Origin of the sequence: Massiliimicrobium timonense, from assembly GCF_002160865.1 — a bacterium.
Lineage (GTDB): Bacteria > Bacillota_I > Bacilli_A > Erysipelotrichales > Coprobacillaceae > Allocoprobacillus.
Genome location: NZ_NFLJ01000057.1, coordinates 1 through 9,884, shown reverse-complemented (window position 1 = coordinate 9,884; position 9,884 = coordinate 1). Strand labels below are relative to the sequence as shown.

The window sequence follows — 9,884 nt, the reverse complement described above, 5'->3', positions numbered from 1 at the left end:
TTTCTCATTCATTGATTGTTCCTCCTTTTTGATTTTTATAGTTAACAACAACATCAATATTTAAGGAGTCATAAAACAATCCAAGAAATGTTCCTCTATTATATATATACGCATTAAATGCTTCATTTTACTTCTTATTTAGACAAAAAAGTTAAAAAATCTTTTTCTAAGACAAATATAGCACAATATTTGCTTATTGTAAATATTGTGCTATATTCTCTAATACTTTTATTGATGACTATACCCATGATGATTTTGATGGTGCTGTCATGATTTTTCTTGTAAACAATCATGTATTTCACTCATTGATAAATCTTCTATATCTTCAACTGTTGTTTCTGGATCAACTTCCAGCAAAGATAGATAGGCACGATACTTTCCAAAAGAAACACCTAATCGATGAGCTGTTTTGATCTCATCATGATTGGCAGTATGATAAATACGATTTTTTAAGATAGAAATTTGTGATATCAAATCATTTTGAAGTGTTTTCGATTGACCTGTAGATTGACAATAAACAGTTAATTCTAAATCATCTGCAGAAATATTTTCATATGAAAGAATTGTTTGTATAGCCTCAATATAATTCATATGATGTATAGAATAAAAATCATTCTTATTATCATGACGATTATACTCTTTCATATTTATGACACGATTAAAAATGTTTAATTCCAATTCAATGGAAGAATCCATATCTAAACTCAGTGCTGCAACCGGTGTATAATACACCTTGTATCCTCCAATCACTAAACAAAGAATCAATACAAGTGCTCCTGCCATCACATATTGAAAACGTCTTTTATGCCTACGATGTAATGTATGTTTAACATAAACTTTCGTTTTATCTTTAAGAGATTCTTGTGCATGAATAGAATTAAAAGCATCCTTTATAGAATTATTCATCTTCATCATCTCCTAATACCTTTTTTAACATACACCTTGCACGATTAAGCAATGTATAAACTGTATTCACATTTTTATGCAATAGCTTCGCAATATCATGAGCTTCATATCCTTCATAATAGTATAAGTAGACAACATCTTTGTATTTAACTGGTAATTGTAGAACAGCTTCTAAAACTTCGTTTATAAAATCAGGTGATGTTTCTGGTAAATTTTTAAGAGTCTCTAGAGATTGTGTTTTACTTTTAAAAAAACTCTTTAATAAATCGTGACATTGATTGATTGTGACACGAATAATCCATGCTTTTTCATGTTCGGTACTTTCAAATTTTTTTCGAGTTAATGCATATTTAAAAAAAACATTTTGAAATATATCTTCCGTGTCAGCCCAATTTTTTAAATGCAGCATACAAATTCTCTTAACTGTATCACCATAGACATCAACAGCATGATTGATTTCATCTTCACTACGCATACATATCTGCCTTCATGACTAATGATGTTTTCCATAATGATGAGCCTGTTGATAATGCTGATCATGATGTTCTATCATATGACAGCCAGAGTTTTGATAATGATCACAAATACCTTCACCGTTTTCATCAATATAATAACATTGTGCTGAATGGTAAGCATTTGTTTCCTGACTATCAAGGCAATCCTCTATGTTTGTATCATAACATCTTCTTTCTTGTGATGACGCGTAGGTATAACTCATTTTAACTCCCAATACAATAACAACCAATAATATCAAAACAACGATTTTCTTCATTCTGTTTCCCTCCTATTCATTATCAATACGATTGAACACAACAGAATCATTCATTATTTATAAAATTTTTTTCATATGAATATGAGGACAAAATTCATCAAGATATTCTTCACCATAAGCAACATACCCATTCTTTTCATAAAACGCTTTCGCATTGACTTGAGCTGAAAGCATTGCTTCTAAATATCCCAGTTCTCTGGCTTTCTTTTCTAATTCGTGAAGTATATAACTTCCAAGATGTTTGTGCCTTTTTTCTTTAATCACTGCAATTCTACCAAAAATCACAACACCATTTTCATCATACATACGTGCACAGCCAATAGGCGTATGATAATCATAAATCACTAAATGCCAACTTCTTGCATCAATATCATCAAATTCATTTTGAAAGCCTTGTTCTTCAACAAAAACCTGTTCTCTAATCATTTTAGCTTCTATAGGAAGCACATTAAAAAATTGATAATTCATCTTTTATCTCCTTTGGAAAAAATACCTTTTGATCTGATTTAAAACGTTTAGAATTCAAAATAGCGGACACAATCTCTGATTTCATAGGTAAAGGAGAAAGAGATCCTTCACTATCCAAAATCTCAATTTCACTTAATTCTCCACTTTCTCCATAATGTAAATAAGGAATCTGTTTTTGATTATCACTAACAATATAATAATCTGGATGATACCCCTTATCTTTAGCAATATCTTTTATCCGTTTTAAATCATCAAGATTTTTGAGTTGCATATATTTAAACAAATGACGATTTAAAAATCGTGATGCCAAATCACTCAAAATAAAATCTTTTTCATGTCTAAATTCTTTAAAATAATACAAGACAACAGCTTCATCTAAATCAACAAAATCTTGCACCTGAACACGATTTTCCAACATTGGAATAAGATAGTCAAGCTGTGTTTGAAAATCATAACCCTCTCGATATAAATCTTTAACTCTTTGAAAAATACATTGTAGAAGATGTTCATAGCTACGTGCTGTTGGATGATAATAGACCTGCCAATACATATGATATCTGGCAAGAATATAATTCTCAATAGCTTGAACCCCAGATTCTTTATAAACAATTTTACCATCTCGTATACGCATTGTTCGTAAAATACGTGACATATCAAAGTGTCCATAAGTTGTACCACTCATATAAGAATCTCTTAGCAGATAGTCCATACGATCAGCATCCAGCTGACTTGAAACCATTTGGATTAAAATATGGTGAGGATGTGTATGCTGAATAATGGAAGCAACATCTTGAGGAAGTTTTTCATAAAAAGAGGATAGAATATGATGAACCTCACTGTCTTCTAAAATCATTTTCACTGTCATATCTTCATGATTTCCACCAAAAACACCCTCGAAAGAATGAGAAAAGGGGCCATGTCCAATATCATGTAATAATCCTGCACACATCACACAAAGTTTATCATAATCATTTAAAGCATTGCTTAAACATTCTGTTTCCAACATACGTCGAACAACTTGATAAACCCCTAAAGAATGAACAAAACGTGAATGTTCAGCACTTTGAAAAACTTGATAAGTTCCACCTAATTGTTTAATTCTACGTAAGCGTTGCATTTCTTGAGAATTAATCAAACGCCAAATAATTAAATGATCAACATGAATATAATCATGTATCGCATCTCTAATAACCCTTTTTTCATTCAATTCAATAGATTTCAAAGAAAAATTTTCTGGAAACCCCATAAACTCACCTTCTTTTTATTATTTTACCAAAATATTACTCATAAAGTCTACAATATCCCACCATAGACATTGTTTTTATCAACATTCAGGTATATAATAACTACGTAAGGAGGAATAAAAAATGTTGAATCAAAAAGTTGCTGATTTATTAAATGATCAAATTAACAAAGAAATGTATTCTGCTTATTTATATTTAGATTTTGCAAATTTCTATGCTTACAAAGGATTGAATGGTTATGCTAACTGGTATAATATCCAAGCCAAAGAAGAAATGGACCATGCGATTGGTATTCTACAATATCTACAAGATAATGATTATCAAGTCACACTTCAAGCTATTGACAAACCAGATAAAGAATTAAAACATCTTGATGACCCACTAAAATATGGTTTAGAACATGAACAATATGTCACAAGCCTTATTCATAACATCTATGATGCAGCCCATGAAATCAAAGACTATCGTACAATGAAGTTTTTAGACTGGTATGTTTCTGAACAAGGTGAAGAAGAAAAGAATGCTTCTGATTTACTTTCTCAATTTGAATTATTTGGGCATGATCCTAAATCGCTTTATTCATTAAATAGTGAACTTGCCCAAAGAACATATACACAAGCAGCTATTTTAAATGCTGATTAAAGACCGAAAGGTCTTTTTTTTCATAGAAAGTTTGTTTATAATAGGATTTGAGGAGGAAGACTATGTATACAAAAATTAATGAAGCTTATGAATATATTCATTCACGCTATGATGGAAAAATTGATATTGCGATTATCTTAGGATCAGGTTTAGGACCACTAGCTGATGAAATTGAAAATCCTATAATCATTGATTATCAGGATATTCCCCATTTCCCTGTTTCTACAATTCCCGGTCATGAAGGAAAACTTTATATTGGAACAATTGCCAATAAAACAGTATGTGCCATGAAAGGACGTTTTCATTATTATGAAGGACATGATATGGACATTGTAACGTTACCTATTCGTGTATTTGCGAAACTTGGTATTCCTTATTTATTTGTCACAAATGCCTGTGGGGGAATTAGAGATGATCTTAATCCCGGTCAGATTACTTTAATTTCTGATCATATTGGATTTATGGCTCCTAGTCCATTACGTGGTCCTAATTTAGATGAATTTGGTCCTCGCTTTAAAGATATGACAGAAGTCTATTCAAAACAATTACAGGAAATTGCTAAAAATGCTGCAAAGAAAACAAATGTTTCTCTTAAAGAAGGAGTTTATTGTTTCTTTAAAGGTCCAATGTTTGAAACACCAGCTGAAATTCGTGCATTAAAAGCAATAGGAGCAGATATGGTGGGTATGTCTACAGTTCCTGAAGCTATTGTTGCCAGACATTCAGGTATGACAACACTTGGTATTTCACTTGTTACAAATAAAGCTGCTGGTTTAGGTCAGAGTGAACTCGATCATCAAGAAGTGATGGAAGCTGCTAATCAGGCAGAAGTCAATCTTGTAAAACTTGTCAAACAAATTATTCAAGATATGTAAAAGATGAGCCTCAACTCATCTTTTTTCATTGGAAGTATAAACAGGATAGAAAGCCTGATATGTTTTTCTAAGACCACTCTTTAATGGTGTATATTGAAGATGGAGCTGCTTGACAATTTTTTGACCATTATAATATTCCATTTCTTCTAAAAACAAAGGGAATGGAAGTGGATAATGAAGCTGAATAGCTTCTTCAATAGAACGATTTTCTATTTTTAAGTCTGGCTGACATGTTAGAAGAATTTGATTAATCATTGAATAAGTCACTTCTTCTTCACTGACAACATTATATGTTTCATTATAAGCTCTCTTTTCAACAACTTTTTCTATAGCGTTCACAACATCTTCTACATAAACCATTTGAAAAGGCAATGTGGCATCATGTAATGAAAACAATGGTAAACCTTTCACTACTCTTTCAATCAATAAAGACTCTCTAGGTGCATAGTTAAAAGGTCCATAAATTTGACCCGGTCTTAAAATAGTATAAGGTATTTGATACTCTTTTGATAAATGCATCAATTCTTGTTCAAGTTGAACTTTACCTGTAATATAAGCCCCTGCATCACCTTCAAATTGATGTGTTTCTAATGGATGATTCTCTGTTTTACAAACACCTGTTTGACGCTTGTAAACATCAACTGTACTGATAAATACATAATGATGAATACGTCCATTCAAAGCTTTTATGACCGTTTGTATATCACCTGATTGATAAGCACAAAAATCAATCACAGCATCATATTCTTCATAAGGAAGCTGCTGCCATGCCTTCATATCATGACGTTCAAAAAAATATTCAGTCACATGATAATCTTTCATTGAATAATGACCACGATTGATAAGTGTGCAGTCCCATTGTTTTGAAAAATGCATGGTACAAAGACGTCCTAAAAAATAGCTTCCACCAATCATTAATACTTTCATTTCAATCCCACCTTTTTGATTATTATATAAAAAAACCATTGTAGGCACAACTCATATGCCTATAATGGTAAATCACGTTTTTGAAATATCCTCTGTCCTAAAACAATAACAATCCCTGAACACAGCAATAAAACAAATATATAAAGCCATGATTGACCATCACCAGTGGATAACAGTTGTGGATCAAACAATGATAATGGTGTCAAATAATGCAGAATTTCCAGTTGATCACCAACTTGTGACAACATCCAGATCATGATAAAAAGAATATTAATACCTGCACCTATACCAATAGAAAGTCTGGCTTCATTAAATATCAACGCTGATAAATAACATAAACTTCCTAAAAAATATTGCAGGGCTAACAATCCTATATTGACATATAAAAAATGAATGATGTCTAAACTTTCTTCACTCACCATCAAAAATGACAACAAAATAATCAATATAAAAGTATACATAACAACAATCAACATAGCTGTCAATAAAACAAGATATTGTGTCATAACAATTTTTCTTCGACCTATCGGTGTAGATAATAGATAAGCCATTGAACCATGATCAATATATTTTCCCATCAAACGATAACACAGTATCACATTTAATAAAAACGGAAAAATAATAAGCAAAAAGCCATATAAATAATTCGTAATAAAGTCTATCAATGAAGATGACACATTCATCATTCCAAAAGCAGCAAATATTTCTGGCATTGACTTAGCTAAAACCTGTAAACTGCTATTCATATTTGGATCATACATAGAAATGATAATAGTGGCATACATAGTGATAATCATGAGAAAAAGAAAGATTAATGGAAAATTTGTACGTAATTCTTTGCGATATAAAACACCGGACATTTTCATCACTCTCCATAATATTGTAAAAAGATTTCTTCTAATGATTGTGGTTGTACATTAAAATCATCAATCGTATAACTTGATAATTCTTTAATCAATTGGTCGGGACTTCCTTTGACAAGTAATGAAACAGTTTGCTGATGTCTTTTAGCATCAGGATGTTGATACATAAATTTTTCCATTTCTAATAGAGAATGAAATTGTATTTCATAATGTTTATAACGATGATGTTTTAACTGTTCCATATCTTCAATTGTCACAACTTGACCTTCTTTAATAATCACAACGCGATCACATACATTTTCTATTTCCTCAAAAATATGAGAAGACATAAAAACCGTTTTCCCTTGTTGTTTTGCTTTCTTCATTAATTCTATAAATTTCATTTGCATCAAAGGATCTAATCCACTCGTAGGTTCATCTAAAATCAAAATGGCTGGATCATGCATCAATGCAATGACTAAGCCTATTTTTTGTTTCATTCCTTTAGACATTCTTTTGATTTGCCCCTGTGCATTGAGTTCTAAAAAATTAATCAGCCAATGAGCATAACTTAAATCATGAATACCTTTAAGTTTAGCAATCAAATGAATAAAATTCATTCCTGTCATATCATCCATAAAAGCAATCTCACCGGGTAAGTAACCCACATTTTGTTGAATAAAAGCAGCCTCTTGAAAACAATCTTTTCCTTGAATTTGAACAGTTCCCTGATCTGGTTTGATAAATCCCATCAAATGCCTAATGATAGTTGTTTTCCCACTTCCATTTGGACCTAAAATTCCCAATATTTCCCCTTTATGAATCTGGAAACTCATATCAAATACACCTCTATGATTTCCATAATCTTTGGTCAGATGACAAATCTCAATCATATTTCCCCTTCTTTCTTTATACTCCATATTATAACGTACATTCATAATGAAATAAATGTATTTCTTCTTAAATGAAAAAACTGCAATGATTCAACATTACAGTTTATCTTAAAGAAATGGTTTTAATTCATCAATATATTTTTGAGAAATATCTTCAAATTCATCAATATATTGTTTCACCTTTAAATCAACATGCTTTTCTTTGTTTAATAAATGTGTCATTGTCATAACCGACTGATTGCTTCCTTCTATTAACATTTTCACAATTTTATGATCATCACTCATCAATGTTTTCATTTCAATCATAGACTCCAACATGATTTTGTTTTTAATATGGTCTTCAGCCAAAGCAAAATCACGTGTCAACTTATTTTTCAAATCACCATAAGCTTTCCTTTGATGTAAAACAATATCTCTCAATTGTGTATTTTCAATTTTATCAATCAAATGATCAATAGCTACCAGTCCCATATTTAAACCATTCAATAATTCTTCAATACATGTTTCTTCATTCATTTTTATCACCCATATAAGTATGAACCAACTTTACAGATTTATACACTTCAATTCAATCCATCCCACTTCTCCTTGATGAATCACATAGGCATATTGATCATAAATACCAACAACTTTCACCAGATCGCCTTTTTTAGCTGAAATAAAGTAATCAGTATAATCATCTAAACAATATGTATGATTTTCTCTTGAATATAAAAATTCATTTTTAATTTTCAAGTATTGATTTGTATCTTTTTGATAACAATCATTAAATTGTTCTCCATGTTTAATGATTTCTACTTCAAAATAAGGATATGCTATTTTATGTTTTGTTTTATTGATAGAATCAATATCATATAAAACTTCATGACAAGGTAAAGGTTGAACATAATCCTGTGAATAATGAATGACACCGTCTTGCGATTCAATGATAAGAGCATTAAGCTGTGAGATAGACTTGACACCTGTTCCTCCATCAACACAAATGATACGTTTATCTTCATCAATGATCACATCATTACATATTTGATCTGGATAGTAATTAGATGTTGGTAAATGCCCTACAACAACCACTTCATCTAAAAGATGACCTTGATGATAAAAATATTTCATCTCTAACAATGAAGATAAAGAACTCTTTTTGTAATCTTTTCTCTTTTCAACTCCCGCATGAACAAACAAAAACTGATTCCATTTGAGAGTTACCGGTAAATGAGAGATAAAAGCCAATTCATCATGCAGATAATCAGCAATCTGTTTTTGAACTCCTAACATTGTTTCATGTCCATTATCTAAATGTAGACGATGATAGACTTCACGTATACAACCATTGCTGGAAACACGTTTCAGATATCCTGGAATCTGATTGGCTAGTTCTGGCACCGTCAACAAAGCATCTAATGCCCACTCACAATTTCCCATTAATATAAAAACACGCTCTCTTTGTGCAAGTTCTTCAATAAAATGAATGGTATCAATAACCTGGTCTCCTTTTTCTACAAAATCCCCTAGAATAACAAGGTAATCATCAGGTGTATATCTCACTTTTTTCAATAAAGCCTTAAATCTATCTAAATGTCCATGAATATCACTAATAACAATTAATCTATAATCTCCTTTAATCTTTTTAACCACATGTTTTGGTGTAATCATGTCATCACCTCACCTTACCATTCTATTTTAACATAATTCATATAAAAAGAAATTGAAATCATATGATTTCCTATGCTGTATTTATAAACTATTCACACCCAAAAATATGCTTACAGAAAACATTATGTTGTAATATGATTGAAAGTTGTATCATAAAAAGAAATTTCTCTTCTTTTTGCGTATATATAATTGAGAAGGATATTTTTATGATTCATTTTGATAATCTGTTTGATATTCGCATTAAGCATTATTTTTATCACTTTGACCATCTTGTAGACTAACTTAATGTCATCCTCTTTGATGCTTCTCTCCTTATCAAGGACAATCAAAATCTGATCAAGAGTGAAGGTATCATCACAACACTTATGAAACTACTGACACAAAAGCTTGACCAATTATCTAACGAGACAGTTAACCAAATCCAATCAAGCAACACACAACAGCTAAATAATCTGACAGTACATATTTTTGATATTGAAAATGAACAAGATATTGTAAAAATATTAAAAATACATATCGTACATGTTAAAAAAGCTATATCTGATGTTGATATGATAACCTCCTAGTAGACAGTGTAAATAATTAAACACTGATACGGGAGGTTTTTATATTGGGAAGAAAAAGCAAATATTCTAAAGAACTAAAAATAGAAATATGTAAACGTT

Annotated in this window: 13 protein-coding genes; 3 read left to right on the top strand and 10 right to left on the bottom strand. The window is 30.8% G+C overall.

Going from position 1 to position 9,884, the window contains the following annotated elements; translation table 11 throughout:
* Positions 1-267: 267 nt before the first annotated feature.
* Genes B5E75_RS13465 through B5E75_RS13445 form a run of 5 tightly spaced genes read right to left on the bottom strand, consistent with a single transcriptional unit; the run spans position 268 to position 3,392 of the window.
* On the bottom strand, positions 268-906 hold the full coding sequence (locus tag B5E75_RS13465; protein WP_087360265.1) for an anti-sigma-I factor RsgI family protein: 639 nt from the start codon (positions 904-906) through the stop codon (positions 268-270).
* Positions 899-1,381: an RNA polymerase sigma factor gene (locus tag B5E75_RS13460; protein ID WP_087360262.1), complete on the bottom strand. Its 483-nt coding sequence runs from the start codon at positions 1,379-1,381 to the stop codon at positions 899-901. The genes B5E75_RS13465 and B5E75_RS13460 overlap by 8 nt, the downstream gene beginning before the upstream one ends.
* An 18-nt stretch (positions 1,382-1,399) precedes the next feature.
* Positions 1,400-1,678 (bottom strand): hypothetical protein, encoded by a 279-nt coding sequence (locus tag B5E75_RS13455; protein ID WP_087360259.1) that lies wholly within the window; start codon positions 1,676-1,678, stop codon positions 1,400-1,402.
* A 57-nt stretch (positions 1,679-1,735) separates the two neighbouring features.
* On the bottom strand, positions 1,736-2,146 hold the full coding sequence (locus B5E75_RS13450; RefSeq protein WP_087360256.1) for a GNAT family N-acetyltransferase: 411 nt from the start codon (positions 2,144-2,146) through the stop codon (positions 1,736-1,738).
* Positions 2,127-3,392, bottom strand: coding sequence for an HD domain-containing protein (locus B5E75_RS13445; protein ID WP_087360253.1), 1,266 nt, complete (start codon positions 3,390-3,392; stop codon positions 2,127-2,129). The genes B5E75_RS13450 and B5E75_RS13445 overlap by 20 nt, the downstream gene beginning before the upstream one ends.
* A gap of 121 nt (positions 3,393-3,513) precedes the next feature.
* Between B5E75_RS13445 and B5E75_RS13440 the strand changes: the two genes are divergently transcribed.
* Complete coding sequence (locus B5E75_RS13440) at positions 3,514-4,032, top strand: ferritin (protein ID WP_087360250.1); 519 nt, start codon at positions 3,514-3,516, stop codon at positions 4,030-4,032.
* A 62-nt stretch (positions 4,033-4,094) separates the two neighbouring features.
* Positions 4,095-4,907 carry a purine-nucleoside phosphorylase gene (locus B5E75_RS13435; protein ID WP_087360247.1) on the top strand — a complete coding sequence of 271 codons (813 nt, stop codon included), beginning with the start codon at positions 4,095-4,097 and terminating at the stop codon, positions 4,905-4,907.
* Positions 4,908-4,922: 15 nt separating this feature from the next.
* Here B5E75_RS13435 and B5E75_RS13430 read toward each other — a convergent pair whose 3' ends face one another.
* From B5E75_RS13430 to B5E75_RS13410, 5 genes are all read right to left on the bottom strand, one after another.
* A complete protein-coding gene (locus B5E75_RS13430; protein WP_162607708.1) occupies positions 4,923-5,834 on the bottom strand; it encodes an NAD-dependent epimerase/dehydratase family protein in 912 nt (303 codons plus the stop codon).
* Between the two features lie 59 nt (positions 5,835-5,893).
* On the bottom strand, positions 5,894-6,694 hold the full coding sequence (locus tag B5E75_RS13425; RefSeq protein WP_162607707.1) for an ABC transporter permease subunit: 801 nt from the start codon (positions 6,692-6,694) through the stop codon (positions 5,894-5,896).
* A gap of 5 nt (positions 6,695-6,699) precedes the next feature.
* Entirely contained in the window at positions 6,700-7,569 is an 870-nt protein-coding gene (locus tag B5E75_RS13420) for an ABC transporter ATP-binding protein (protein ID WP_087360238.1), read from the bottom strand.
* Between the two features lie 108 nt (positions 7,570-7,677).
* Positions 7,678-8,085 (bottom strand): hypothetical protein, encoded by a 408-nt coding sequence (locus tag B5E75_RS13415; RefSeq protein ID WP_087360235.1) that lies wholly within the window; start codon positions 8,083-8,085, stop codon positions 7,678-7,680.
* Positions 8,086-8,115: 30 nt separating this feature from the next.
* Positions 8,116-9,219, bottom strand: a complete 1,104-nt coding sequence (locus tag B5E75_RS13410) for a metallophosphoesterase (protein WP_087360232.1) — start codon at positions 9,217-9,219, stop codon at positions 8,116-8,118.
* Positions 9,220-9,509: 290 nt separating this feature from the next.
* On the opposite strand from B5E75_RS13410, the gene B5E75_RS15120 reads away from it, so the two are divergent.
* Positions 9,510-9,785: a DUF4351 domain-containing protein gene (locus tag B5E75_RS15120; RefSeq protein ID WP_349291065.1), complete on the top strand. Its 276-nt coding sequence runs from the start codon at positions 9,510-9,512 to the stop codon at positions 9,783-9,785.
* Positions 9,786-9,884 lie beyond the last annotated feature (99 nt).

Excerpts from the sequence above, each read along its gene's own strand:
- B5E75_RS13465 (WP_087360265.1), bottom strand. The coding sequence starts at position 906 with ATGAATAATTCTATAAAGGATGCTTTTAATTCTATTCATGCACAAGAA.
- B5E75_RS13460 (WP_087360262.1), bottom strand. The coding sequence starts at position 1,381 with ATGCGTAGTGAAGATGAAATCAATCATGCTGTTGATGTCTATGGTGAT.
- B5E75_RS13455 (WP_087360259.1), bottom strand. The coding sequence starts at position 1,678 with ATGAAGAAAATCGTTGTTTTGATATTATTGGTTGTTATTGTATTGGGA.
- B5E75_RS13450 (WP_087360256.1), bottom strand. The coding sequence starts at position 2,146 with ATGAATTATCAATTTTTTAATGTGCTTCCTATAGAAGCTAAAATGATT.
- B5E75_RS13445 (WP_087360253.1), bottom strand. The coding sequence starts at position 3,392 with ATGGGGTTTCCAGAAAATTTTTCTTTGAAATCTATTGAATTGAATGAA.
- B5E75_RS13440 (WP_087360250.1), top strand. The coding sequence starts at position 3,514 with ATGTTGAATCAAAAAGTTGCTGATTTATTAAATGATCAAATTAACAAA.
- B5E75_RS13435 (WP_087360247.1), top strand. The coding sequence starts at position 4,095 with ATGTATACAAAAATTAATGAAGCTTATGAATATATTCATTCACGCTAT.
- B5E75_RS13430 (WP_162607708.1), bottom strand. The coding sequence starts at position 5,834 with ATGAAAGTATTAATGATTGGTGGAAGCTATTTTTTAGGACGTCTTTGT.
- B5E75_RS13425 (WP_162607707.1), bottom strand. The coding sequence starts at position 6,694 with ATGTCCGGTGTTTTATATCGCAAAGAATTACGTACAAATTTTCCATTA.
- B5E75_RS13420 (WP_087360238.1), bottom strand. The coding sequence starts at position 7,569 with ATGATTGAGATTTGTCATCTGACCAAAGATTATGGAAATCATAGAGGT.
- B5E75_RS13415 (WP_087360235.1), bottom strand. The coding sequence starts at position 8,085 with ATGAATGAAGAAACATGTATTGAAGAATTATTGAATGGTTTAAATATG.
- B5E75_RS13410 (WP_087360232.1), bottom strand. The coding sequence starts at position 9,219 with ATGATTACACCAAAACATGTGGTTAAAAAGATTAAAGGAGATTATAGA.